A 24,584-nucleotide genomic window follows, 5' to 3' on the forward strand; every position below is an offset into this window, starting at 1 on the left:
TTTTTTCCAAGTAAACGTATCAAGTAACATATCATGAAAATAGCCGCCCGAAACTTTAGGGCGGCTCTACTTCTAAACGCTTTTACTTCATTTCATTGATTTCAGTGCGGATTTTTTCTACAAACGCATCCACTGTCATCGCGCCTTCATCGCCCACTCCGCGTTTACGGACGGACAGTGTACCGTCAGCCACCTCTTTTTCACCGATGACCAGCATGTACGGGATTTTTTCAACTTGTGCTTCACGGATTTTGTAGCCGATTTTTTCATTACGGCCATCCAGCTCTACACGAATGCCGGCTTGTTGCAGTTTTTCTCTTACTTGTTCTGCATATGGCATGTGCACTTCGCTGATGTTCATGATGCGTGCTTGGATTGGTGTCAGCCAAATCGGGAATGCACCTGCGTAGTGCTCGATCAGGATACCGATGAAGCGCTCCATGGAGCCGTACATCGCACGGTGCAAAACAACTGGACGGTGCTTCTCGTTGTCTTGACCAACATAAGTCAGGTCAAATTTCTCAGGCATTTGGAAGTCCAGTTGGATCGTTCCACATTGGTGACGGCGTTTCAGCGCGTCGGTAATTTGGAAGTCGATCTTCGGTCCGTAGAACGCACCGTCTCCGTCTTTGATTTCATAGGCCATACCGAGTTCTTCCAACACGGTTTTCAGAGAGCTTTCTGCTGCTTCCCACAGCTCATCAGAGCCCATGGAATCTTCTGGACGAGTGGACAGAGCCACACTGTATTCGAAACCAAATACCTTGTAGATGCTGTCAATCAAAGTGATCATGCCTTTGATTTCGCTCGCGATCTGATCAGGACGGACAAACACGTGCGCGTCATCCTGGCAGAAGGTGCGCACCCGCAGCATTCCATTCAACGCCCCGGAGTACTCATGACGGTGAACTTGCCCGAACTCAGAGTATCGGATCGGCAGGTCACGGTAAGAATGCATCTCGTTTTTATAAATCAGCATGTGACCTGGGCAGTTCATTGGCTTCAATGCGTAAGTCGCGTTGTCTACTTCAGAGAAGTACATGTTCTCTTTGTAGTGATCCCAGTGACCGGATTCTTTCCAGAGACGCTCGTTCATGAGGAACGGAGAGCGCACTTCTGTGTATTGTGCCAATTGTTGCAGACGGCGGGAGAATTGCTCCAGCTCGTTGCGAACAGTGAAGCCTTTTGGCAGGTAGAACGGCATGCCTGGTGCTTCCTCAGAGAACATAAACAGGCCCAGTTCTTTACCCAATTTGCGGTGATCGCGCTTTTTCGCTTCTTCGATGAAGTGCAGATATTCATCCATGTCTGCTTTTTTCGGCCAAGCTGTACCATATACGCGTTGCAGAACTTGGTTTTCTGCTTTTCCGCGCCAGTATGCACCTGCCACGCTCATCAGCTTGAATGCTTTAATGAAGCCAGTAGACGGCAAGTGCGGTCCACGACAGAGGTCGAAAAATTCGCCTTGCTCATACAATGTGATAGTCGCATCCTCTGGCAGGTCGCGAATCAGCTCCAGCTTCAAATGATCGTTCAGTTCTTGGAAAATCGCAGTTGCTTCTTCGCGGCTTACGACTTTGCGGCGAATCGGCAGGTCTTCCTTCACGATTTTTTCCATTTCCGCTTCGATTTTGCCCAAATCCTCTGGGGAAAGGGAAACCGGAATATCCATGTCGTAGTAGAAGCCATCTTCGATCACAGGACCGATTCCGAACTTCACTTCAGCGCCGTAAATACGTTTTACCGCTTGAGCGAGCAAGTGAGCTGTACTGTGGCGGTATACTTCCAACCCGTCGGCAGAATCGAGGGTAACGATTTCAATCGCTGCGTCATCTGTGAGTTCTGTGTACAGATCAACAACCTTGCCGTCTTTTTTACCAGCTACTGCCTTTTTCTTCAGGCTAGAGCTAATGGATCCTGCGATGTCTTCGATAGTAATCCCAGCGTCGTATTGACGAACGGCTCCATCTGGGAAAGTAACATGAATTTGTGCCACTGTGGATTCTTCCTTCCTGTATCTAGTTTGGTTGAGAAAAATAAAAAAACACTCATCCCCAAAAAGGGACGAGTGTGTTCTCGTGTTACCACCCTACTTCAAGTCTGCTCACAAAAACAGACTCCTCATTCCATGTAACGGTATCTAACCGGCATACCGATACTAAAAGCCTACGCTTCGTTCCCGGCAGCTACTCGAAGGTGGTAGATCAATAACAGTTCGCAGCGAGCTTCCAGCCTGTGGCCCGCCTCTCTAGAGCGCCCTTACTATTGTCCGTGTCCTTCTCATCGTATTTATAAGCGATGTAAAGTTGTTGTTGCTATTATAGTTTAGAGGGATTATTCCCGTCAAGTACACGTCGCTCGGATAGACAAAGGGAACAAGAGTGGCAAGTAATGAGCCGACCGTCAAAAATACTGCGGATCGTCTGTACAAGCCCAGGCTTTTCCGAAGCCATATGGAGCACGATACTCTCAGGAGCCAGTGTAACCAAAGCACTGACCAAATAATCCTCGTCTCGGCATTTTTGTTCGTCCATGTTCAGAACAGTATCCAACTGTTCAAGCCAAAGACGATCCCCTTTTTTATCATAAAGATGGAAAGGTTTGTCCACACTAGGAACGACATGAACGATTTCCTGCTTGGTTTCCTGTACAGCAATGAAATAGCGCAGCAGCTCGACAAACTCTTGGTATTGCTTGTCTTCCAGATATTCGTCAATGCCAGTTTCCACGAGTTCGAACAGCTCGTTCCAATGCTCCTGCAATCGAAAACGGATGAAGCCCAATACATTGATCGTTCTCTCCCACTCCAGATAGGAGAAGACTTTGCGATATACGTTTGCCTTGCGTGTCGTAGCCGTTAACAGTTCCCCGCCATCCAGCTCGACTTCTTGGCACATGCGTTGAATATAAGGAAAAATCTCCGTCCACTCGGTTTCCATCTGTTCGGCAGCGAGTAAGTCTGCGGCCATTTCCTCCATAATTTTCGGTTCCTTTACCTGAATGACCCATTCGGCTAATGTAAGAGCAACGAAGGCTCTTGCCCAATCGATGGTCTGCGCATCATACTCGGTCTCACACCAGCTTTGAAAGTAGAACAAGAGGTATTCATTCTCTTCTTGCTCCCTGTATGTAATGCGCACCGGTGCAGTGTTGACCCGCTCCGTCATCTCATTTACGATAGCCCGATACGTGTCACAATGCTCAGGGACATTCTCCAGCAATACGCGAAACGTCTGCATAACCATCCCCCCAACCCGCCATTGTAGTTACAGTATATGTCCCGTCAGGAGCGATATACTTTTAAACGGTTGGAAACTCAGGGAAGGTTGCAGGTAAAAAGTTCCTGATTTAAATACCAAAAAACGCTTCCCTGCCGGTTTCCCTTTGTTAACAGGGGACAGAGAAGCGTTTTTTGGATGTATTGGTTTTTTAGTTTTGCATGACAAAATCACGTTCTGCCATCTCGCCGTCTTTAAAAACGCGCAGAATGTCATACTGTGTGTTGCGCTGTGCAGGGATTTTGCCTGCGCCACGAATGAGTTCCAAAATTTGGTTCGTGTTGACCTTGTACGTACAAGCTGCTGCGGAAACAACGTTTTCTTCCATCATCGTTTGGCCGAAATCGTTCGCTCCATAAGAGAGAGAAAGCTGACCGTAATGCGGACCCATTGTCACCCAAGAAGATTGGAAGTTTTCGATATTATCCAGCATGAGGCGGCTGATTGCCAGTGTTTTTAAGTATTCCTCTGGCGTGTTGTTGACAGCCTTCATATTGGTGTTGTCCGGTTGGAAGGTCCAGACGATGAACGCTTTGAATCCGCCTGTCTCATCTTGTGCATCGCGGATGCGCAACAGAGAAAGTACGCGCTCCTCCATCTCTTCCCCAAAACCAATGACCATGGTAGCTGTACCAGGCAAGCCTGCACGGTGTGCGGCTTTTTGGGTATCAATCCACTCAGTCCACGAGCCCTTCAAACGGGAAATCTTCCGACGTGTACGATCATCGAGGATTTCGCCACCCGCTCCCGGCAAGGAATCGAGACCTGCTGCCTTCAGCTCTTTCAGCACTTCCTCGACAGACATGTTGGAAACTTCCGCGATTTTCATCACTTCCGCCACAGACAGAGAGTGCATCGTAATCTGCGGGAAGCGCTCTTTGATCGCACGCAAGAGGTCGGTGTAATAATCCAGCTTTAGATCAGGATTGGTGCCGCCTTGCATCAAGATTTCTGTACCGCCTACATCAACGGTCTCCTGAATCTTTTGGAAAATCGTCTCTCTGGGAAGAACGTATCCTTCCGAAGAGCCTGGGGGACGGTAAAAGGCACAAAAACGGCAATACGTGTCACATACGTTCGTGTAATTGACGTTGCGACTAATAACAAAGGTCGCAATCGGATCTGGATGATGCTTCTGCATAACCAGATTGGCGTAATGTCCGATCTTTTCGATTTCATTGCTCGCAAACAAAGCCAGACCGTCTTCGAGACCCAGGCGTTCACCTGCGAGAGCACGTTCCAATATAGAATCGATCATAAGGATCACTCCTTGTACCATACGTAAATTCCATCCCACATCATAACACAATACCAGGACATCGGCTATAGCCCGAGGTGCTGGCAGGCACACTTGCCATACGCGAAAAAACCCTGCAAGAGACAGGGCTTGGAATCGCAATGATTCTTATTCTTCTTCATATCCAATCTGTTCGTACACTTCTGGCTCCCAATAAATCACGGTTTGCGCTAATGGCAAATTCGTTTCGCGCGCTCCGTTTGGTTTCCCATTAAAATAGATGATTTCTGTTATGGCTACCCGATCACCACGTACGTCAATTTCCCCTGATACTTGCAAGTTAGTCCCGTTTGGTGCATAGAAAACGACTTTTCCCGAACCCAATGTTTTCATTGGTTCCTCCCATGATGTTTGTCCTGTTTCCCTACATTTTAGTGGATAATCTTTCCTAGCGTCAATGAAAAACGAGGACTTCATTACCAATATTCCGACCTAGGATCATCTCATTGGACCACTCATTTTTTAACCGTCTCCGTAACTTGATGATGATTCCGATTAAAATATATCTTCGATTGTTTGTTGTGGGTCAAAACCAAAAGAAGGGTTATATACAAGAGGGCGATCAAGAAAGTTCCATTGCTTATATCCAGTAAAATCGCCAAACTTATGCAGACAATCGACGACTTTAGTAACCTCATCTGTATGAAGATGAACAATACAGTGGTGATGATCAGTGGAAACATTAATCTTCCTTGCATTCTTCCTAACACGTAGCTTTGATCCAACATATCTTCTGGCATCGTCACCGCATTGAAAACCATTTTACTGGCCCAGTGGCTCAAGTTCATCGGATCTGCCTGTGAAACCACAAAATAGAGGCCTCCCAATACGATGACTTGCAACAGCATAAACCCTTGAATGACTTTGATAGATAATGGCATTTTCATTTAATAAATATCCCTTTCGTCATGACATTCCACACTTACTTATATTCGGGATATTTTGGAAGTCAATTGATGGGCCAATCGTCCTATTTCCTCATTTTTCCTTCCGGCATCTACCTTCCGTTGTGGTCTTTCTTTGGACAAAGTGGCATAAGATGGCTACAATAGAAAAAACCCCGTAAGGAGATGCTCATGCTCGAACATATCACACAGCTATTCATGCAATATGGGATGTGGGGACTCGCGGCCATGGCATTTTTGGACTCATTTATCAGTCCAATTCCTCCGTTTTTTATGCAAATTGCGATGAGTCTGCTCGATCCAGGCTCAGCGATTCAGTTTGCGACAGTAGCCTTTACTGCTTCCGTCCTCGGCGCTCCCATCGGATTTTTGTTGGGGAGATGGCTGGGAAAACCACTTTTGCACAAGATTCTCCCTGAAAAATGGGTTATCGTAGCGACGGAAAAATTCGCAAAAAACGGGGATGCTGCCGTACTGATTGGAGCTTTTACCCCCATTCCTTTCAAGGTTTTCACTGTGCTCTCAGGCGTATTCAATTACTCGCTGACCAAGCTCATGTTTTATGCGATCATCGGGCGGGGATTGAAGTTTTTCTTGATAGGCACCTTGTTTTATTTATACGGAAATCACGCAAAGGTTCTGATCGATGAATACTTCGAGATCACGCTGCTGGCAGTAGCAGCAGTGGTTGCTGCGACCTGGTTTATTTGGAGCATGCGCCGCAAGCGGTACGCATAAAAATCAAAAGCGCCTTTGCCACCTCACCAAGTGGACAAAAGGCGCTTTTTGATTATCGGGTCGGAACAATAGCGGACTGTTGGGCCCACTCCTCTACGCTGACAAACTGATACTCCACCAGTTGGGTAAAGAACTGAACATCCAGCAAAGAATCGACTTGAATCCCCCGCTTTTCTCGTGAAGGGAAATGCTTTTCGGCATACAGCTTTGCCAAAATGTATTTGCGCGCATTTTCCTCACGTGTCACCAGATCCTCTGCTTCACTGACGATGCATGATAAGGTGTACAAATCTACCATATGGTCTGCGAGCGTTTTTAATTTGTACGTCACATAATCGTGGGTCTGTTGCATGAGATAGGCGATATTTTCCTCCAGGATGTCCAGTTCTGTTCGAATCAGCTCGGCGTACGGCTGTGAAAAGGCATGCTTCCAGCCAGTTATGCGCTCCCGAAGCATTCTGCTAAACACTTCGTGGCTGTTTTCTTTTTGCATCACACGCAAAATATCGAGTGCCAGTATATTCGAGGTGCCTTCCCATACGGTCAAAACTTGCGCGTCACGCAACAGACGCGGCGTCACGTATTCCTCGATATAGCCGTTACCCCCATGAATTTCAATCGCGGTATGGGTAGATTTGACAGCTTCTTCCCCTGTACGGTATTTCAGCAAAGGAATCAATAGGCGAGCAAGCGCGTTATCCTCTTTGCTCGCGGAATGAGACTGCAAGCGATCATAGACAGCAATCATATCAAACACCGCACCCGTGCTGACCTCTGTATCCAATAAGAGGCTCACCAGCATTTCTTTTACCATCGGGTACTGATCAATTGGCTTCCCGAATGCACGACGTTGCTCGGCATAATACCTCGCTTCGTAAAAAGCTCGACGCATAATCCCAATCGAAGCAATCGCATTGCAAATGCGCGAGAGGTTCAGGGCTTCTGCCATGTATTTGAAGCCGTTCTGTGGCTCCCCGATTAAATAACCCTCTGCCCCGTTCAACAGTATCTCCGCAGATGGTACGGCGTTGACGCCCAGCTTTTCCTTCAAGCGGCGGACCTGGATGTGATTGCGTTCGTTGTCAGGCTTTACCCAAGGCACCAAAAACAGTCCGAGCCCTTTTGTCCCCGGTTTCTCCTCATCGATTCTCGCCAAAACAGTCGCAACAAATGCTCCGGCATTGCTCGCAAAAAACTTTTCTCCTGTCAATCGATACACTCCCGGCCGACCTGCTATTGGCTCTGCAACGGTCAAATTCGCACCGACATCCGACCCGCCCTGTCTCTCGGTCAGCCAAGTAGCCCCTTCATACAAGCGAGTGCGGTCACGAGAGGTCAGTCCTGTCAGGTACTGCTCCTTCTGTTCTTCGCTGCCGTAACGATCAAGTAAATAAGCGGCTGACATCGACAAGGTGACAGGGCAATAAAAACCTGGCTCAGACTGGCTCACGAGATAGCCCATGAAAAAGGAATAGCTGTACGGCGCTTTTCTCCCCAACTCGGGAATGTCTTGATACAAATAACTGACGATGCCTGCTCCGTAAACCTCTGCTACTGTTTCCTTGTAGCCTTCATGGGTAATAATCTCGGAAATATCCTCGCCAAGCCGATTGTACTTGCGCAATCTTGGCTTGCCTTCCCTGTCTGTATAAGCGGCACGCTCATCGATGGGTCCTGCCACTTGCGCCCCTAACCAGCTCAACTGCTGTTTGGCCCATTCATGCATGGAAGCAGGGAGATAACGTTCCAGCAAGTAATTGAGATTGGGATCTGCTTTGAAAAAGTTTTCCCCCTGTGGCATACGCGGGTGCGGGATGTTGTCACTGTACGTTCGCTGATCGATGCTCGTTTGCAAATCACTCATCGCAGCTCCACTTCCTTCTGGGAACTGACATCACGCAATACATGCTTCAGGACTTTTCCACTCGTATTCCGCGGCAGCGCAGGGACAATATGGACCTGTCGAGGGAGCTTGTAATCCGCGAGATGACCACGCAAAAAGCTTTGGATTTCCTCTAGCCAATCCCGATTGTTATCAACTCCTGATTTTAGCACCACATAGGCCGTAACCGTCTCGCCCCACTCCAGATGTGGCAAACCTACAACCGCTACCTCGCCAATCAACGGATGACACTCCAACAACTGCTCGATTTCCTTGGGGTAAACGTTAACCCCACCCGTGATCATCACGTCTTTTTTGCGATCAATCATCCACAGAAAGCCATCCTCATCTACCCGTGCAATATCACCCGTATACACCCAGCCATCTCGTATCGATTCTGCTGTAGCCTCTGGATTGTTGTAGTATCCTTTCATGGTCCCTTCTCCGCGCAAGCGAATTTCACCCACTTCGCCACTGGCGCATCGCTCTCCTCGCTCATCTACGACCTCCATTTCGGCAAACAATACACCACGATTGCCTATACTGCCGATTTTATCTGGATGCTCTCGGTGCAAAAGACACATTCCAGTCGGTCCTGCCTCCGTCAATCCGTAGACGCACGCCAGTTTATCGCGTCCATATGCTTCTTCCATGAGCGCAGCCATCTCTTTGGACAGAGGAGCCCCGCCATACATCCAATATTCGATGGAAGACAAATCGTACGCAGCAAACTCGGGATGCTTCATCGTCAACAAATACGCCACCGGAGCTCCGAAGAAATGCGTAATCCGATGCTGCTGCACCAAGTCCAATAGAAGCTGCGGGGAGAAGGTCAGAGCCATTACCTGAGTGGCGCCAAGCATGAGCCCTGCAATGAAAAAGAGATGGAGCGGAGCCGAGTGACTCAGCGGCATCAAATGTAAAATTCGAGAACGATGTGTCATCGTCAGTTCAATCGACATCATTTTCGCGACAGTCAATAAGCTTCTATGTGTATAAAGCACTCCTTTAGGTCGTCCAGTCGTTCCTGATGTATAGAGGATACTAACCTCGCTATCTTCGTTCAGGTTCACCAAATAGGGCTGTAGAGAAAGCGCATTCATTTCATCAAAAGAAACGTTTGTGGCATCCCAATCAGCAATGCCCTGCCAATTCCCTTGGCTCGTTCCTGTTTTGATTGCCACAAGCTGCGGCGTTTGAAGGACCCACTCATTCACGATCGGCACGAGGGCATCGTGAACAAGAAGTGCCTTTGCTCCGGCATGTTCACATATATGTCGTACTTCTTCTTGAGTTGAGCGCGCGTTGATCGGCACGACGAGTGCACCAGTGCGAATGACGGCGACGTAAAAAATGGCAAACTCCGGACAATTGGGCATCAGCATGACGACGCGATCCCCTTGCTCGATGCCAAGCTCTCGCAAATAGAAAGCCCACTGCGTAGAGCGTGTATCCCACTGGGAATAGCTTACCTCTACATCTCCTGCAACCAGAGCGGGCTTGTCAGGGTATTTCCTTCCGTTTGCTGCGAGCAGAGCTGATACGTTCATCGTTTCTCCTCCTCATTTTCTTCAAGCAATTTTTGTTCAAAGTTTTGCTTGTAGACGAGAATGTCTTCTCTCAGTTGTCGGAGTTCCATGATTTTCTCGTCGATCTCAGCCAGCTTTTGGTTGCCGTACTCAATCGTTCGCAAAAGCTGCGCCCTACCTGTACGATCCTCGTCAAACAGCTTAATCATCTCGCGAATCTGATCCAACGAAAATCCGAAGCGTTTCCCTCGCAGAATGAGTCGCAGCCTGGCACGATCCTTTCGGTTGTAGTGCCTGCTGCCCTTCTCTGTCCGACTGGGGAAAATCAAGCCTAGCTCTTCGTAGTACCGAATCGTTCTGGTGCTGACATCTAATTGTTGAGCAAGATCAGAGATGGTCCACGATTCTTCCTTCTGTATTCCTTCTCTGTTCATGTCCAGCGCCCCTTACTTACATTTATAAAATTCAGAATTCACCGAACAAAATGATTGTAACTGCCGTTTACGTAAACGTCAACTTGATGAAAAATTTATCGGGCCAATCACCAATCTATTATTCGCCCATATATTGTTATTGTGATTTTTGGGGAAGGAGGTGAAGCAATGGCCGTCATCAAAGCGAACTCCAAAGATGTCGATATGCTTGCCAGACTGATTCGAGCTGAGGCTGAGGGTGAAGGTGAGTTGGGCATGTTGATGGTTGGCAACGTTGGGGTAAATCGGATTTTAGGTAACTGCCTTGACTTCAAAAACATTCGCAGCATGCGTGACATGGTCTATCAATCTCCGGGAGGATTCGAAGCGGTCCAGAAGCCGTATTTCTATCAACGGACCAGGGATAAAGAAAGACGCTTGGCACAGCGCGCAGTCAATGGCGAAAAGACCCGTCCGGCTAGCAACGCATTATGGTTTTACCGGCCTGCCGGAAACTGTCCAGCTACCTGGTGGGATCAACAAAACTCCGGTCGCTATAAGGCACACTGCTTCTTCGTTCCAACACCAGCAGATTGTCCACGCGTCTATTAAAAGAATGAGATAGATAAAGGAGCGAGTTCATCATGAGTCAACAAATGCCTTACACAGGTTACCCTCAACAACAATTCGGTTACGACATGTACCCATCCGCACAATATCCATACGGCATACCTCAGCAACAGCAGCAGATGATTCAGCAGCAACAACCTCAACTGGTTCCAATGCAACCAAGCGGATCCTTGATTCCCGGAATGCCCATAACTCCTGGGCAAGTTCTGGAAGAATCGTACATCGAAAACATCCTTCGTCTGAATCGAGGCAAAGTCATTACGGTGTACCAAACGTTTGAAAACAACAGCCAATGGAACGCCAAAATTTTCCGCGGTGTCCTCGAAACTGCTGGCCGGGACCACATCATTCTCAGTGATCCGCAAACCGGCAAACGCTATTTGCTCCTCATGGTCCACACGGATTACATCACCGCGGACGAAGAATTGAATTACATCCCGCCTCAGCTTCCTACAGGAGTTCGGTAAGCAAACCAAGCACAAAAAGACAGTTTTCCCCGGCGAGAACTGTCTTTTTGACGTATCTATCATTCCATGCTATTAATGAGGGAGAGACACAACCGCTTTGCAAAGGATGAGGAAGAGTGGCATTTGGGGTTACACGAGACGAACTAAACCGTTGGAAGCAAGCCGTTAGTCAAGGCGAATTGGCATTTCTTACCCACTATTGGCTGGATCCCCGGTTTCCTGGAATCAAAACCGTTACAAAAGTAGGCTGCGCCAATTATTCGTTACTGACAGACTGGTGCCTTGCCAACGGACTCGATCCTGCCTACATTCATAATCGTGCGCCCTTCCCGCATTTTGATTTACTTGGCGAAAAACAAATCCAGATCTTGCAAAAGGAAGGTCTGTGGGATCACCTGGAGCGCTTCCGCATGCTGGAAGATGGACGAGACTAGGACGGATCTTTTTGCACGTGATAGCCTCGATCACCATATGGCGCCAGCTTTTTCATCCATTTATCCTCGAGTTTTTCCAATGCATCCTTCAGATCAAAATACGGATGGTCTTTCTTTTCAACCTTCTCTAGCACTTCGATTTCGAAAGCGTCCGGACCGTATTTATCCCAGTCTTTTTGCAGCTGTCGATTAGGATGCGAGCCATGCTGAAGCATGAACTTTCTACCGTTGATCGTTTTTAGGTTATTCGTGCTAGCGATGAAGACTTTGTCAGTTTGCTTGTTCTTTATTTGATAAACACCTGCATCGGTTTCTACTTCCTTGTACATTTGTTTGAGCTCTTGCTTGCGATTCATCTGCTGCGCTCCCCGCTCCTCTCCTTCACTTTCCACAGCGATTCGCCAATATTGACTGCCATCCGCCTGTCTATCCATCAATCCAGCATCGACTAAATATCTCCGCAAGGTCACATAATCATCGTAGAGTCCTTCCAGAATCTCATTCACTTCCCGCTCGGTGTAGAGACGATCAAGCTCGAATTTTTTGGAAATCTCTTCGAGCAGGATGAGTTTATGCTTTTGCTTGCGTGGGAAGCGCTCTAATCGACCTGATAGTCCATTCGGAAGGAATTTCTTTACGACCGCAGTATACTCTGTGACATCGCCAACTTTCGAGGGGTTCTTTTGCTTGCTTGATTTGGCATCGTTGGACGATTGCTGTTTATCCGCTTCATGCAATAACTCCATCATGACCAGGAACACCTTGGCCTGACGTTCTTTCTCCTTGAGTGCAAAGCGGTGATTACGGATCGTCGATGCACTGCCGATCCCCATTTCATTTTGAACCTCGGCGTCTGTCTTTCCTTGGTAAAAAAGGCGAAGTAAATTAACTTGATGATCAGACAAGCCCGTCAATCGTTTATCCAACTGGCTCAGATGGGTAAAGACAGAACCGTGCGCAACCTCGATATGATGGCGGATAAAGCGGGATGCTTCATACAGGACACCCCCCACGGGATAAATGATTCCTTTCTCCACCTGTTCCCCGCAGAGCAAACACATAAAATGTTCATCTTGCTCGATGTAACCTTGCTTCCATTCTTGAAGAGAAGCGCTCCAAAATGCTTCGTGAAGACTCATATATAAACACAACCTTTAATCGTTTGACTTATTATAGATAACTTATCACCGCGTTTATTCCATGTCAAATTAAAAAGCTCTCTGTTGTATTCGCACAACAGAAAGCCTTTTTATCTATGCTTCACTGGCTCGCATCGAAAGACTTGCTTGAGCCAACTCTTTTAAAAATGTCAGGCGGTCACCTTTGTAGAAACGTCCTTCTGTTGCTGTACGCTTCTGCCGATAGCGGATGGCCAATCGGTTTACCATGCGATTAATCTCAAGATGCTGTTCCTCTTCCATCGTAAACCGTACAGCGTATTCGTAATAGTCCGTTTCCCACGGAATCGTGCGAACGACGTGTCCGTACATTTTCAGAGCCTGTCCGCACAATTCCGTCGCAAACTGCAAAACGAGCTGGTCATTTGCTGGCATTTTGAGATGAGAAAGAAAACGAAGTCCACCTGCCCCAATATCCTCGATCAATACCTGCGTGCTCCCAATCTCCATGGTTTTCCCTTTAACCAGCACAATGGTCATGTCTGCACAGAGGGCGTATTCTAGACGTAAGCGAAAAAATTCACGTTGATGCCCCTCTGATCTACCTGGCATTGTTTTCTCCTTCTTTCTCTTCTCATAGTGGGTAACACGCAAAAGAAAGAGCGCCTGTCATCTTGGCGCCTTTCTTTTTATTTTTTGGGCTTTCGGTATCTGATCTCCTGCTCCTTCACCTGAAAACGGTTCCATAATTCCCTCTCATCATGTGTGATGGAATCATGCTTTTCCAGCCGGAAGAGGAGTCTAACAACCACCCAAACAATCAAAAGAAATGCAAAAAAGATAACCAGTGTTAGAAAGATCATAAACCCTACCTCCTCCCATTTACTAACAACATATGGGAGGAAGCAAAATAAGATAACCAAATGTGTCAAAAACGTGACGAACCTTCTTTTTTAAAAGGTTGTCACACTTCTCGGCTTCTCGGAAACAGCAAACAGTCTATCCAAAATGGGGAGCTTTTCTGGTGCATCCAGCTCCAACTGGCCGTATTGATACAGCTTGCGGGCCGTTACTACCCCCATCACGAGTGAAGAAAAATCCGAAATATCTAGCTCCATCGAAACGTCAGACTCCGCTGCCTCTCCTACTTCCGGACGTCCATCGACAAACTTGATGAGCCATGTTCCTTCATTCACAGGCAGGAACGAATCGCGGATCGTCAGCTTTACATTCACTGTTTCCGAACCAAATTGGTGGTGGGACAGCTGACGGAAAAATCCTGGTACATCAATGATCCGATACATCAGACCGACTCCAGATACATGGCTCTCATGATAAATGCTCCATAAAATCGAATCCGTTCCATTTCCCGGATCGGATAGCAACAAGTGAAAATCTTCGTCCGTCGTCGTGAACTCGATTCGCTGAATCTGATCGGCCTGGCTCCGTAGGAAAGAGAGCAGTTGCGCGAGTGCTTCGCGGCTCTCATACTGAAGCTCTCTTACTTCTATGTTGTTGATGAGTTTGTTTTTTTCATGAGCGCTCTGGAACTGGAAAGCGAGATAGCCGGCGAATCTCCCTTCCTTTTTGTAACCGACGACAATCATTTCAGGGACATCGAGGAGTCTGTCCCACTCACGGTCTGTTCGCTTGATCATGCCATGAGTTTGACGGGCGATGCGATGATAGCAAGCAGATAGTTCTTCTTTGTCCTCTTTTCTTATATAAACGATTTTGTCCTTGCCTACAAACGGCAGGCTGGACGGCTTGAACTTGTATTGATGAACCTTGGTCCCTATTCCAAACCCCATTTGCTTGTAGAAATCAACACGAAACGGATAAAGAGAGACCAGCGTGACTCCCCGTTCCCGATAGCTGGAAAGAAAACCTTGAAGCATCGACATCGCGACCTTTTCCTTTTTATGCAAAAGGTCTACGGCGACCAGCCCAATTCCGCCAGTCAAAAGCGGTGTACCGAGAACATTCATAGGAAAATCGTACCATTTCATTATACCCGCTAATTGTCCATCACGGTAGCAGCCGTGGTAGCTAACATGTGGGTCGTTTTCGATCGTCTCCCTTACGCGTTCGGCAAATCGCTGTCTGCTCTCTGCACCCAGTAGATTGCTTCCAGGGTAGCTCAGCGCTGCAATTCTCACGACCTCATCGATATCGTCAATGGAAACCGGGCGAATCTCCTCCATCATCTCATGCACTCCTGTCTGCAAGAAATTCGGCATCTAGGAAAATAGTAACGATGAATGTAACAGCTGGCAATATGAATTTTGCATTTTTTGGAAAACTGTAACCAAATATTAAAAAACGTCCGCACGCGGCGGACGTCTTCGAATTAGTGTGTCTGCTTTACTCGGTTTCCTTTTGCGATCAAAAGGGTCAGAACAAAGCTGCTTATCGCAAGCACAAAGGTGCCTGTGAAGACCACATGAACACCGCTAGCCAATAAGTCTCGAATCTGTGCCAGCTGGGCCACAGGGATCGAGCCGTGTTCAAACGATGCCCCTAAATTCGTATGGCCACTTGCTACAGTCACCATGTTGAACAACATTCCAAATACCGCTGCCCCGAAGGTTTGGCTAAATGTACCCGTGAATGTATTGAGGGCAATGGCAGTCCCCCTCTTGTCGACTGCAACAGACGATTGAATTTTCACCATAACGATTGGGGAAATGAGTCCCATTCCCAAACCAATTGAGCCCACAGCCACATAAATGAGGTATCCCGCTGAGTGAGTGGATAGGAAGCTCAACAATGTTGTCGCTACCGTCAGAACGGCTGTCCCTGCGATAAATAACTGTTCCGCTCGCAGCTTTCCTAACAAGTTCCCCGCAAGGATAGAGCCAATCGTCCAGCAAACTGGCATCGGTGTCAGGACAAAGCCCGCCATCGTCGCGCTTTCGCCCAAGACTCCCTGGCTCCATATCGGCAAGTAAACCACCATGCTGATTACAATTCCATTGGTCAAAAGCGTCAGCAGATTGATCATGGTTACATTTCGATTGGTAAAAAGCGAAAGCGGAATCAGCGGCTCAGCCGATTTCTTCTCCACCGATACAAACACCAGATAGGTCACCAAAGCAAAAACGATCAAGGAAATCGTCACTGGACTGGTCCAGGATTGATTCTGGCTACCTGTTAACAAGGCATACAACAAGGCGATGGTCCCGACCGAAAAAATAAGCGCGCCCGGATAATCGATATGACGCTTTTCTTTGACGGCAAGTTTTTCCTTGTACAAAAAGATGAGCATGAAAAACGATACAAGTCCAAAAGGCAAATTAAGAAAAAAGATATAACGCCACGTCAGTGTATCGACCAAAAATCCTCCGACCAACGGACCTGCCACACCGGAAAGTCCCCATACAGCACTAATCCAACCCTGCGCTTTTGCTCGGGCAGTCTGCTCCGTATACAAATCACCGATAATGGTCATCGTAATCGGCATGACTGAACCTGCACCCAAGCCTTGAATGGCACGAAAAATAATGAGCTGCCACATTGACGTCGCCACTCCACAGAGCGTAGAACCTAATAAAAAGATGCCGATCCCGATTAACAACACGTTTTTTCGGCCAAATAAATCAGCTAGTTTGCCGTAAATGGGAGCAGATACGGCAGTGGCAAGCATGTAGATGGCGTATACCCAGCTCACCTGTTCAAAGCCTGCCAAATCACTCGTAATGCGCGGTACGGCTGTACTCACAATCGTTCCTTCCATCGCAGCAAGGAATGTCGAGAGCATAAGGGCAATCATAATCTGTAGTCTCATCTCGATCTCCTCTCTCTATGTACGCATGATCGCGAGTAGCGAAAAAGCATTGTTTAGTATACCACATGAAAGAACAATCCTTCTCGACCAACGAAAAACCTCGTCTTGTCAAATAACAAGCGAGGCATTGTTTTTCCGTTCAGGGTTATCGATTGGCTGCGCGTCGTTTCACTGCTGCAAACACCTGCTGGTAATAATGCACTTCATGTGGTACAAAGTCAGCCTTGGCCGCGATCATTGCTATATCCTTTGGTTCACCATTTTCCGTTAGCAAAAATCCATTCACCGTCATCTGTCCGATCTCGCCCGCAAACAACCGCTCTAACTCAGGCAGACTGACCCAAAACAGCCCCGTGACTTCTTCTTCCTGTATACGGTACTCGTGTAAGGGTTGATCGCATTCATACAAAAATGTATGGCACATTTCCTTATCAATGATAAAGGGGGCAACCATGACATCACGAATTACGCCTAACGGGTCCAATTCCTCAAAGCTGACGGACAAGCCTAGCTCCTCCTCCAATTCCCGCATGCCGTCACACGGCTGTTCCGCGGCGAGAAGATGACCGGCAGAGGTAATGTCGAGCAGATCTGGAAAAGTATCTTTTTGTGGATGTCTTTTTTGGAACAACATTTCAATCTGGTCATCTACTACACGATAAATCCAGCAGTGAAAGGTTTGGTGCCACAGCCCCAAGCGGTGTACTTCGCTACGCGCTTCTACCCCGATATGCTGTCCTGCTTCGTCAAATATGTCTAGCTGCTCTTCCTGCATGTTTTCCACCCCGTGACTTGTCTCTTGAGCATTTCTCTTCCCCAAGTTACATTCCCGGTTCAGAACGTGAATTCCTCTATTGACGAAAAAAGGGACAGCGACAAGCGCCATCCCTTCTATCACCATTAGTTGATCGATACATCATCCAGCATCAAGTAGCCAACAGGGCTCAGCCAGAAGCCATTTACATTCTTGGATGTAACCGCCACATGGTCAATCGTACGGATTGGAAGAATCGGTACTTCCTTCAGCTCGATTTCTTGCAGCTTTGCGTAAATTTCATTGCGTTTTTGCGCATCTTTTTCGCGACGTCCTTCTTCAATCAGCTTGTCTACCTCTGGATTGTTGTAGAACGCCATGTTACCTGCGCTACCTTTCGAAGTGCTGTGGAAGACGTTGTACTGGTTGTAGTCGCCATCCCCTGTTGCATTGCCCCAGCCCCCGATGAACATCGCATGCTCACCATTGTCCGCGTACTCCAGATACGCACCGTATTCCATTACTTTGATCTCCAAATCAATGCCGATGCCTTTCAACTGTGACTGGATGACTTCTGCTACGTTCATTCGCTCTTTACGGTCATCTGTCACGATGGTTGTCTTGAAGCCGTTTGGGTAACCTGCTTCTGCGAGCAGTGCTTTTGCTGCATTGACGTCATACGCGTAATCCTGGAGATTCGGGTTGTAGCCGATGACTTTTGGTGACAGCGAGGAAACAGCCTGTGTTCCTACATTGTTGTATACCCCTTGTACAATGGCTTGCTTTTCGATAGCATGTGCGACAGCTTGACGTACACGTACATCATCAAATGGCTTCTTCTGCACGTTAAAGCCGATGTAATCCACACCCAAGCCTTCTGCACGCACCATGTTCATCCCAGGAGATGCCTGTGCACGCTCTACTTCCGTCACGGGAAGCTGATCGCCGATGTGCGCTTCGCCTGCTTCGATCATCGCTACACGCGTCGTATCTTCTGGAACAACCTTATACAATACTTCATCTACCTTTGGCTTTTCACCCCAGTAGCTATCATTTTTTGCGAGTTTCATTTCTTGACCCGGTGTCCATGATATAAATTTGAAAGGTCCGGTTCCCACAGGCTGCTTCGCCAATGTATCGGAATGCTCGCCGATTGCTTTCGGGCTGATGATACTTCCTTCTGAGCTAGCCAAGATGGAGAGCAGCGGTGCAAAAGGATATTCCAGTACGAAATGTACAGTCTTGTCATCCACGACCTTGATTTCCTTGATCATGGAGAAGTTGGATGCACGCGGTGATGCAACCTTTGGATCGCGTACTCGTTCGAACGTCTTTTTCACAGCGTCTGCTGTAAAGGGTGTACCATCGTGGAACGTAACGCCCTCACGAAGCTTAAACTCCCATGTCAAGTCATCAAGCTGTTTCCATTCAGTTGCTAGAGTAGGCTTGTACTCGCCGTTTTTATCGCGAGAAACCAAGCTCTCATACACTTTTCCATACACATAGTTTGCCGAAGGAATATTGGAGATGAAATGCGGGTCCAAATTGTTGGCGTCTGCCTTGCGAGCGACAATCAGGGTTCCCCCTTCTTTCGGAGCTTCAGCAGCAGTTGTATTCGTCGAACCGGATTGCTCCGAGCTCGCACCCCCACATCCAGTCAGCGCAACACTAACCGTCAATGTCAGAGCCAACAAGGAACCGACCACGCGCGTTTTCTTCATTTGTGTCTACCCCCTGTAGAATACTGTCGAAAATTCTGAATGTATTTCTTATTTGCATTATACGGTAGATTCCCAACCGAACCTTTCAGCATCTTTACATCAATTTATAATATTTTTACTTTTATTTAATTTTGTACAGATCAATAATTGTGAAAATACACTTGATACCGTAGCCGTGGTGGAGAAGCGTGTTTCCAGTCTTCGCTTCGGCCTACGCCCCGCAAGGGGGTGAAGACTGTCCGCTCCGGTATGAATGACGGGAAACACGCTTCTTTGGCGTTGCTTTTGCTGATTTTCCGATCTGTATATGAAAGGCAACAAGAAAATGATTGAAGGTTCTTTATGATTGACCTTTTTTAGCATTCTAATGAATGAGTTTGATATGAAAACAGCATATAGTTAACTAAGTAATTTTAATCAACTAGAATCGACTTTCAAGTAATTAATCAAAGCTACGCCGGAAGAAGTGCATTTCCAGTCCAAGCGCCTCTGGAGCCCATCTCAGCGTAGGAATAAATGGCGGGGAATTTCAGCTTTTATTACATACAAAAACGCATTCGCGTTTTCTGGTTTGAAGCGCTCCTGCCATTTATTCCGAAGCGAACAGTCGATCCCTCTTGCGGGGCGGAGGCCGAAGCGTAGACTGGAAATGCACTTCTTCCCCACTACAGCCACTTTTAAAACACATGAAAAATCCGACCTTCTGGAGAAGATCGGATTGCGCTTACTATCCCTATGAATCTTTCTGCCAAACCATATTGCCCGAGAAAACCACCGCTTCCTTCGGAGATAGTCTAGCCACAGCCTCAGCGGAGCATTTGGCACGGACAAAAACCGCATTTGCCTCATCTCCGACTTTCGGCCAAACCTGATTGCCAGCTTGATCTAGTGGAGTCACGCCACCAGTAACGAATCCCAGTGCACGCGATAGAGATCGCTCATCGATCCACCGGAACCGTTCAGCCAGACGGTTTGCTTTTTGCAGCATATCTCCGGTTCCAAATGGGTCCCAATGATCAGTAATGTTGTCATTACCCAAACCAACATGGACGCCTTTTGCATGAAGCAACGGAATCGGGATGGTTGGCATATCAATGGGAACAGCCGACATGACAGCGATTTGCTGCTCGGCGAAAAGCTCCGCGACCTCTTCGGCCACTGCGGTCGGTACCTCTCCTAGCCCGTAAGCATGGCTGACAGTGACTCGACCTTGCCAACCCGCATCCTTCGTCATTGCAGCCACTTTTTTCATAATATAAACACCCAAATGACCAGGCTCGTGCAGGTGAATGTCCACATCCGCATTCGCTTCAACCGCTATATCCATCATCGTATCAAGTGATTTCTCGATATCATCGTCAAACGTGGCAGGATCGACACCACCGACAAGTCCGGCTCCATGCTTCATCGCCTCACGAACGAGGGAAACAGAATCACTGCGCAGCAAGCCATGTTGGGGAAACGCGACAATTTCCCAGGAAAGTTTTTCGTGGTAAGCTGCCAATGCCTCCAATGTGGCTTCCAGATTTTTCAGGCCAATGACCGGGTCAATGTTACAATGCGTCCGCACGTGAGTAGCGCCGTGCGATTGCACTAACTCCAGCAGCTTTTCTGCACGCTCACGGGCGACGGGAAGCTGGCGGGGCAGCAGTTCCTGCTCTTGCTCGATTCGAAAAAAACGATTGGGAGCAGAAAGAACAGCTTGCCACGAACCTCCATAAAATGTTTTGTCTAAATGAATGTGCATTTCCCGAAAAGAAGGAAGCATCAGTAGGCCTTGTGCATCCCACACAGATACCCCGTCAGGTATATCTGACAAAGCAGGTACGATTTTCTCAACGCGACCGTCCGTGAACAAGATGTGGAAACACTGCGTCTTTGTTCCCGTCACGATGCCATTCTCCTCTATATAGCCACATTCCAGACTCGCATTTTTGATCCACAAGCTTGCTTTCATGCTTCGTCTCCCATCCTTTTCTCTCTAAATGTTTGCGTTATTCGATCGTAATGCCTTTGATCATCATGTACCCAGAAGGGCTGATCCAGAAGCCTTTGATGTTTTTGCTGACTGCAGCGACATGTTCAAGATTGCGGATCGGGACGATTGGTGCTTCTTGCTTTTCAATCTCCAACACCTTCGCATAGATTTGCTTGCGTTTTTCCGTATCCTGCTCACGGCGCCCCTCTTCGATTAGCTTGTCCACTTCTTTATTCACGTAGAATGTTGTGTTACCGCCTTTGCCCAAGGAACTGGAGTGGAACAGATTGTACTGGTTGTAGTCAGCGTCTCCAGTGGCATTGCCCCAGCCGCTGATGAACAGCTCTGTTTCACCGTTGTCTTCTGCATCCAAATAGGCTCCATACTCAAGCACTTTTACCTCTACATCAATGCCGATTCCCTTTAACTGGGACTGAATGACTTCCGCAGCATTAATCCGTTCCTTGCGATCACCTGTCCACAGGGTTGTCTTGAAGCCGTCTGGATAACCCGCTTCCTTTAACAGGGCCTTCGCCTTGTTCGGATCGAACTCGTATCCTTTTAACGCCCCATCGTATCCTAGAACCTTCGGACTCACTGCTGAATTCGCTTTCGTTCCGACATCGTTGTACACACCTTTGATGATCGCATCGGTCTCAATCGCATAGTTGATCGCCTGACGAACACGGATGTCGTCAAACGGCTTCTTCTTGGTATTGAACCCGATGAAATCTGTCCCTAAACCCTCTGTTCGGTACAAGCTCATATGAGGGGAATTACTGACGCGGTCAATTTCCGTTACCGGCAATGGTTCAGCGATGTGCGCCTCTCCCGTCTCTACCATGGCTACGCGGGTCGTGTCCTCCGGTACGACTTTGAAGACAGCCTTCTTGAATTTTACCTTCTCCCCCCAGTAATTTTCATTTTTTACAAGTCCAATCTCTTGGCCAGGTGTCCACGATTCAAATACGAACGGTCCTGTACCGACGGGATGTTTGCTCAGGTCCTTGCCGTATTGCTCTATTGCTTTTGGACTGATGATACTGCCTTCGTGGTTGGCAAGGATCGACAGCAATGGGGAATACGGGTAGGCTAACTTGAATTGCACGGTGTAATCATCCACTACTTTTATTTCCGAAAGCATCTTAAACTGAGATGCACGTGGAGAGGCGACTTTTTCATCGCGTACGCGAGCGAAGGTTGCTTTCACCGCTTCGGCGTTAAACGGCGTACCATCGTGGAAGCTAACTCCCTGACGCAGCTTGAACTCCCAGGTGACATCGTCCAACTGCTTCCATTCCGTGGCTAGCATTGGTTTGAACGCCATGTTATCATCTCGCTGGACAAGACCTTCGTACACATTGTGGTGGACGACACTCGCTGCATTGATCGCTGAAATAAAGTGCGGATCCAGATTATTTGCGTCAGACTGCCGTGCAATCACCAGCGTCTGATCTGTTGCCGGAGCTTCCTTCGCAGTCGGAGTCCCTGCCGTACCTTGCTCTGTACCCGATGAACAGCCTGTAAGTACGAGGCCAACGCTCAGGATACCTACCAGCATTGAACCTAGCATCTTCTGTTTTTTCACTAGACTCGCCCCCCTTTTATTCTTTCTGTGTATAATCAATCAGCATAGCTCGTTCCCAATGGGCGAAGCTATGCTGATCGTGAAGCACTTTTTTGCTGAAATTATGGCATTATTACATCGTCGATCTCAATGTGTCCTGCTGGGCTGATCCAAACTCCTTCTACGCCTTTTTGAATCGCTGCAAGGTTTTCTGAGAAGCGATATGGTACCATTGCCGCTTCGTCCATTTCGATTTGCTGTGCTTTTTCGTAGATTTGCTTCCGTTTTTCTTCGTCTTTCTCTTTGCGGCCCTCATCGATCAGCTTGTCCACTTCCGGATTGCTGTAGAAAGCATGGTTGCCGGCTGCCCCTTGCGACTTCGTGTGGAACAGATTGTATTGGTTGTAGTCTGCATCACCTGTGGCATTTCCCCAACCGCTGAGGAACAATTCTGTTTCGCCTTTGTTGGCTGCTTCAATATAAGCACCGAACTCTAGCACTTTCACTTCCAAATCGATATTGATTTGTTTCAGCTGTTGCTGTAGCACCTCTGCCAAGCTTACTCGTGCCTTGTTATCATTTAAGTAAATGGTTGCTTTGAAGCCGTTGGCGTATCCAGCTTCCGCCAACAGTTTTTTTGATTTTTCCAGATCGTAAGGCAAGTCTTTTACATTCGGGCTGTAACCAACCATGGACGGGGTAATGGAGGAATGGGCAACCGTCCCGACATCGTTGTAGACCCCTTGAAGGATGGTTTTCTTATCGATTGCATGTGCAATCGCTTGACGAACACGTACATCATCGAATGGCTTCTTCGAGTTGTTAATCCCGATATGATCGCTAGCGAAAGCAGGGTAACGACCAAGTGTCATACTCGGAGAAGTTTTCACCCGATCGACTTCTGTCACTGGCAATTGCTCAGCTACATTCGCTTCTCCTGTCTCGACCATCGCGAGTCTGGTCGTATCCTCTGGAACGGTCTTGAAGACGACTTTATCCAGCTTCGGTTTGTCGCCCCAATAATTATCATTTTTCACTAGGACGACCTCTTGACCAGGTGTCCATGATTCGAATTTATAAGGCCCTGTTCCCGTTGGATGCTTGGTCAAATCTTTCCCATACTGTTCAATCGCTTTTGGTGACAAAATTCCCCCCTCTGCACTGGCGAGCACTGACAGGAGTGGTGCGTATGGATAGTGCAGGATGAATCGAACCGTAGTATCATCCAAGACCTTTACTTCCTTAATGGCCTCAAACAAATTGGCGCGGTTAGAGCCTACAGCCGGGTCTTGAACACGTGCAATCGTCTTTTTCACAGCTTCCGCATTGAACGGTGTGCCATCGTGGAACGTCACACCAGAGCGAAGCTTGAATTCCCATGTCACATCATCGAGCTGCTTCCATTCAGAAGCGAGTGAGCCTACATATTTGCTTTCTTTGTCCATCCGAACGAGACCCTCGTATACCTTGTGATGAATGATGGCGGCGGAATTGATTTGCGTTAGAAAATGTGGGTCAAGGTTGTTCGCGTCAGACAAGCGGGCGATGACCAGTGTCCCGCCTTCTTTGCCAGCTGGTGATGAAGCATTGGTTTGCCCTGAAGAATTGGAAGTCCCTGCTGCTCCAGGTGCTTGTGAGCAGCCTGCCAACGCTGTAGAAACCGCAACGGTCATGGCAAGCAGCGTCTGGAAAAAGCGCGCCTTTTTCATGTAGTTATCCCCCTCTTTTGTGAAAAACGTCTCGTTGTTTTTCATCCATGTTGATGTGACCGCTTGCGGTCAAAAAAACGGTCGTGACCGCTTTTTGCGCCAGATGTACTTGAATATTTTGACCATTCTCACATATTTCATTTTACCCACTATTCTGTCACGTCGTTTTCACTCTCTTTACTTGTATTTTCACTTTCTTTACTCTTTGTTCACTTTTTCTACTTTTATGCGAATCATGCAATAAAAATAGACTTGGAGTATATGTTGCTGTAGTGGTGGGGAGGAAACAGGAGAAAATGCTCAGATTCTAGGGCCACCCCTTGGGGGATTGACTGCACGACTCCATGCAAAAAGCGAAACCGCGTCCAAAGTAGTCG

22 protein-coding genes are annotated in these 24,584 nt (G+C 47.7%); 4 read left to right on the top strand and 18 right to left on the bottom strand.

Going from position 1 to position 24,584, the window contains the following annotated elements:
• Positions 1–82: 82 nt before the first annotated feature.
• The 5 genes from thrS to HPY31_RS11445 all read right to left on the bottom strand — a co-directional run bounded on the left by thrS (position 83) and on the right by HPY31_RS11445 (position 5,456).
• A complete protein-coding gene (gene thrS, locus HPY31_RS11425) occupies positions 83–1,996 on the bottom strand; it encodes a threonine--tRNA ligase (RefSeq protein ID WP_172140800.1) in 1,914 nt (637 codons plus the stop codon).
• Positions 1,997–2,318: 322 nt separating this feature from the next.
• A complete protein-coding gene (gene ytxC, locus HPY31_RS11430) occupies positions 2,319–3,239 on the bottom strand; it encodes a putative sporulation protein YtxC (RefSeq protein ID WP_172140801.1) in 921 nt (306 codons plus the stop codon).
• A 190-nt stretch (positions 3,240–3,429) separates the two neighbouring features.
• A complete protein-coding gene (gene mqnC / locus HPY31_RS11435) occupies positions 3,430–4,536 on the bottom strand; it encodes a cyclic dehypoxanthinyl futalosine synthase (protein ID WP_172140802.1) in 1,107 nt (368 codons plus the stop codon).
• A 147-nt stretch (positions 4,537–4,683) separates the two neighbouring features.
• Positions 4,684–4,908, bottom strand: coding sequence for a hypothetical protein (locus HPY31_RS11440; RefSeq protein WP_016739066.1), 225 nt, complete (start codon positions 4,906–4,908; stop codon positions 4,684–4,686).
• A gap of 122 nt (positions 4,909–5,030) precedes the next feature.
• On the bottom strand, positions 5,031–5,456 hold the full coding sequence (locus tag HPY31_RS11445; protein ID WP_253901770.1) for a hypothetical protein: 426 nt from the start codon (positions 5,454–5,456) through the stop codon (positions 5,031–5,033).
• A 195-nt stretch (positions 5,457–5,651) separates the two neighbouring features.
• On the opposite strand from HPY31_RS11445, the gene HPY31_RS11450 reads away from it, so the two are divergent.
• Positions 5,652–6,218 (top strand): YqaA family protein, encoded by a 567-nt coding sequence (locus tag HPY31_RS11450; RefSeq protein ID WP_016739068.1) that lies wholly within the window; start codon positions 5,652–5,654, stop codon positions 6,216–6,218.
• Between the two features lie 52 nt (positions 6,219–6,270).
• On the opposite strand, the gene HPY31_RS11455 is transcribed toward HPY31_RS11450, so the two are convergent.
• The 3 genes from HPY31_RS11455 to HPY31_RS11465 are packed head-to-tail and all read right to left on the bottom strand — an operon-like array spanning position 6,271 to position 10,063.
• Positions 6,271–8,082, bottom strand: coding sequence for an acyl-CoA dehydrogenase family protein (locus HPY31_RS11455; protein ID WP_172140803.1), 1,812 nt, complete (start codon positions 8,080–8,082; stop codon positions 6,271–6,273).
• The gene (locus HPY31_RS11460) at positions 8,079–9,650 is read right to left on the bottom strand and encodes a class I adenylate-forming enzyme family protein (protein WP_172140804.1); all 1,572 of its coding nucleotides are present in this window, start codon (positions 9,648–9,650) and stop codon (positions 8,079–8,081) included. The genes HPY31_RS11455 and HPY31_RS11460 overlap by 4 nt, the downstream gene beginning before the upstream one ends.
• A complete protein-coding gene (locus tag HPY31_RS11465) occupies positions 9,647–10,063 on the bottom strand; it encodes a MerR family transcriptional regulator (protein WP_172140805.1) in 417 nt (138 codons plus the stop codon). Before HPY31_RS11465 ends, HPY31_RS11460 begins: the two co-directional genes overlap by 4 nt.
• Before the next feature lie 168 nt (positions 10,064–10,231).
• Between HPY31_RS11465 and HPY31_RS11470 the strand changes: the two genes are divergently transcribed.
• The 3 genes from HPY31_RS11470 (at position 10,232) to HPY31_RS11480 (ending at position 11,573) form a co-directional block, all read left to right on the top strand.
• On the top strand, positions 10,232–10,654 hold the full coding sequence (locus HPY31_RS11470; protein ID WP_012685322.1) for a cell wall hydrolase: 423 nt from the start codon (positions 10,232–10,234) through the stop codon (positions 10,652–10,654).
• A 32-nt stretch (positions 10,655–10,686) separates the two neighbouring features.
• A complete protein-coding gene (gerQ, locus tag HPY31_RS11475; RefSeq protein WP_016739072.1) occupies positions 10,687–11,139 on the top strand; it encodes a spore coat protein GerQ in 453 nt (150 codons plus the stop codon).
• Positions 11,140–11,255: 116 nt separating this feature from the next.
• Positions 11,256–11,573, top strand: a complete 318-nt coding sequence (locus HPY31_RS11480) for a hypothetical protein (protein WP_172140806.1) — start codon at positions 11,256–11,258, stop codon at positions 11,571–11,573.
• On the opposite strand, the gene HPY31_RS11485 is transcribed toward HPY31_RS11480, so the two are convergent.
• From HPY31_RS11485 to HPY31_RS11530, 10 genes are all read right to left on the bottom strand, one after another.
• Positions 11,570–12,712 carry a DUF2087 domain-containing protein gene (locus HPY31_RS11485; protein ID WP_172140807.1) on the bottom strand — a complete coding sequence of 381 codons (1,143 nt, stop codon included), beginning with the start codon at positions 12,710–12,712 and terminating at the stop codon, positions 11,570–11,572. The genes HPY31_RS11480 and HPY31_RS11485 overlap by 4 nt on opposite strands.
• Positions 12,713–12,826: 114 nt before the next feature.
• Entirely contained in the window at positions 12,827–13,303 is a 477-nt protein-coding gene (locus tag HPY31_RS11490) for a PilZ domain-containing protein (protein ID WP_172140808.1), read from the bottom strand.
• A 77-nt stretch (positions 13,304–13,380) separates the two neighbouring features.
• Positions 13,381–13,554 carry a hypothetical protein gene (locus tag HPY31_RS11495; protein ID WP_016739076.1) on the bottom strand — a complete coding sequence of 58 codons (174 nt, stop codon included), beginning with the start codon at positions 13,552–13,554 and terminating at the stop codon, positions 13,381–13,383.
• Between the two features lie 90 nt (positions 13,555–13,644).
• On the bottom strand, positions 13,645–14,895 hold the full coding sequence (locus HPY31_RS11500) for a GNAT family N-acetyltransferase (protein ID WP_172141020.1): 1,251 nt from the start codon (positions 14,893–14,895) through the stop codon (positions 13,645–13,647).
• Positions 14,896–15,041: 146 nt separating this feature from the next.
• On the bottom strand, positions 15,042–16,478 hold the full coding sequence (locus tag HPY31_RS11505) for an MDR family MFS transporter (RefSeq protein WP_172140809.1): 1,437 nt from the start codon (positions 16,476–16,478) through the stop codon (positions 15,042–15,044).
• 145 nt (positions 16,479–16,623) lie between these two features.
• Positions 16,624–17,253: an NUDIX hydrolase gene (locus tag HPY31_RS11510; RefSeq protein WP_172141021.1), complete on the bottom strand. Its 630-nt coding sequence runs from the start codon at positions 17,251–17,253 to the stop codon at positions 16,624–16,626.
• Positions 17,254–17,378: 125 nt separating this feature from the next.
• Entirely contained in the window at positions 17,379–18,953 is a 1,575-nt protein-coding gene (locus tag HPY31_RS11515) for a glutathione ABC transporter substrate-binding protein (RefSeq protein ID WP_172140810.1), read from the bottom strand.
• 733 nt (positions 18,954–19,686) lie between these two features.
• Positions 19,687–20,910 (bottom strand): amidohydrolase family protein, encoded by a 1,224-nt coding sequence (locus tag HPY31_RS11520; protein WP_172140811.1) that lies wholly within the window; start codon positions 20,908–20,910, stop codon positions 19,687–19,689.
• Positions 20,911–20,947: 37 nt separating this feature from the next.
• On the bottom strand, positions 20,948–22,519 hold the full coding sequence (locus HPY31_RS11525) for a glutathione ABC transporter substrate-binding protein (RefSeq protein ID WP_172140812.1): 1,572 nt from the start codon (positions 22,517–22,519) through the stop codon (positions 20,948–20,950).
• A gap of 101 nt (positions 22,520–22,620) precedes the next feature.
• Positions 22,621–24,207, bottom strand: coding sequence for a glutathione ABC transporter substrate-binding protein (locus HPY31_RS11530; protein WP_172140813.1), 1,587 nt, complete (start codon positions 24,205–24,207; stop codon positions 22,621–22,623).
• Positions 24,208–24,584: the final 377 nt, after the last annotated feature.

It is taken from the genome of Brevibacillus sp. HB1.3 (assembly GCF_013186635.1).
GTDB classification, from domain to species: Bacteria; Bacillota; Bacilli; order Brevibacillales; family Brevibacillaceae; genus Brevibacillus; species Brevibacillus brevis_D.

Coding starts and splice junctions, on each gene's coding strand:
- HPY31_RS11515 (WP_172140810.1), bottom strand. CDS start 18,953: ATGAAGAAAACGCGCGTGGTCGGTTCCTTGTTGGCTCTGACATTGACG.
- ytxC (WP_172140801.1), bottom strand. CDS start 3,239: ATGCAGACGTTTCGCGTATTGCTGGAGAATGTCCCTGAGCATTGTGAC.
- mqnC (WP_172140802.1), bottom strand. CDS start 4,536: ATGATCGATTCTATATTGGAACGTGCTCTCGCAGGTGAACGCCTGGGT.
- HPY31_RS11520 (WP_172140811.1), bottom strand. CDS start 20,910: ATGAAAGCAAGCTTGTGGATCAAAAATGCGAGTCTGGAATGTGGCTAT.
- HPY31_RS11530 (WP_172140813.1), bottom strand. CDS start 24,207: ATGAAAAAGGCGCGCTTTTTCCAGACGCTGCTTGCCATGACCGTTGCG.
- HPY31_RS11510 (WP_172141021.1), bottom strand. CDS start 17,253: ATGCAGGAAGAGCAGCTAGACATATTTGACGAAGCAGGACAGCATATC.
- HPY31_RS11440 (WP_016739066.1), bottom strand. CDS start 4,908: ATGAAAACATTGGGTTCGGGAAAAGTCGTTTTCTATGCACCAAACGGG.
- HPY31_RS11490 (WP_172140808.1), bottom strand. CDS start 13,303: ATGCCAGGTAGATCAGAGGGGCATCAACGTGAATTTTTTCGCTTACGT.
- HPY31_RS11505 (WP_172140809.1), bottom strand. CDS start 16,478: ATGAGACTACAGATTATGATTGCCCTTATGCTCTCGACATTCCTTGCT.
- HPY31_RS11500 (WP_172141020.1), bottom strand. CDS start 14,895: ATGGAGGAGATTCGCCCGGTTTCCATTGACGATATCGATGAGGTCGTG.
- HPY31_RS11495 (WP_016739076.1), bottom strand. CDS start 13,554: ATGATCTTTCTAACACTGGTTATCTTTTTTGCATTTCTTTTGATTGTT.
- HPY31_RS11445 (WP_253901770.1), bottom strand. CDS start 5,456: ATGCCATTATCTATCAAAGTCATTCAAGGGTTTATGCTGTTGCAAGTC.
- HPY31_RS11470 (WP_012685322.1), top strand. CDS start 10,232: ATGGCCGTCATCAAAGCGAACTCCAAAGATGTCGATATGCTTGCCAGA.
- HPY31_RS11450 (WP_016739068.1), top strand. CDS start 5,652: ATGCTCGAACATATCACACAGCTATTCATGCAATATGGGATGTGGGGA.
- gerQ (WP_016739072.1), top strand. CDS start 10,687: ATGAGTCAACAAATGCCTTACACAGGTTACCCTCAACAACAATTCGGT.
- HPY31_RS11455 (WP_172140803.1), bottom strand. CDS start 8,082: ATGAGTGATTTGCAAACGAGCATCGATCAGCGAACGTACAGTGACAAC.
- HPY31_RS11465 (WP_172140805.1), bottom strand. CDS start 10,063: ATGAACAGAGAAGGAATACAGAAGGAAGAATCGTGGACCATCTCTGAT.
- HPY31_RS11485 (WP_172140807.1), bottom strand. CDS start 12,712: ATGAGTCTTCACGAAGCATTTTGGAGCGCTTCTCTTCAAGAATGGAAG.
- HPY31_RS11460 (WP_172140804.1), bottom strand. CDS start 9,650: ATGAACGTATCAGCTCTGCTCGCAGCAAACGGAAGGAAATACCCTGAC.